The organism is Citrobacter sp. VF227 (assembly GCF_052950715.1).
This window is the reverse complement of the sequence record NZ_JBRFVF010000436.1, coordinates 1-459: the sequence shown is the minus strand read 5'-3', so window position 1 is coordinate 459 and position 459 is coordinate 1. Positions and strand designations below refer to the sequence as shown.

Annotated in this window: 1 protein-coding gene; it reads left to right on the top strand. The window is 63.4% G+C overall.

Going from position 1 to position 459, the window contains the following annotated elements:
- Positions 1-333, top strand: a 333-nt coding sequence (locus ACU8YC_RS27190) for a transposase (RefSeq protein WP_446896286.1), incomplete at its 5' end; no start/stop codon positions are given.
- Positions 334-459 lie beyond the last annotated feature (126 nt).

Below are 459 nucleotides of genomic sequence, written 5' to 3'. Positions count from 1 at the left end.
GCCGACGTGCAGGACCAAGACGGAGCCGTTCCGGTGCTACGCCTGTCGCGCCGGACCTTCCCGTTCATCGCCAAGGCCTTCGCCGACGCCGGCTATGCCGGCGACAAGCCAACGAGCGCGACGATCATCGCCGTCGAGATCGTGCGCAAGCCGCCGGATCAGGTTGGCTTTGCTGTTCATCCACGTCGGTGGGTCGTTGAGAAATTCTTCGCCTGGATCAGCCGCAATCGACGCCTCTGGAAGGATCCGGAAGCGACACTCGCCTCCGCACGAGCCTTCCTCTACGCCGCAGCCGTCATGATCCTCGTCAGGCGCCTCGCCCGATCAGCCTGACTTCTCGGACGGACTCTAAGGAGCCGGATGCCGCCGCGGTACAACTTCGTGCGCCTTGCCGCGGGGTCTGACGCGCCGGGGCAATTTATTCTGATCATATTCGTGGGATGGGTAGCTTTTTCCGCT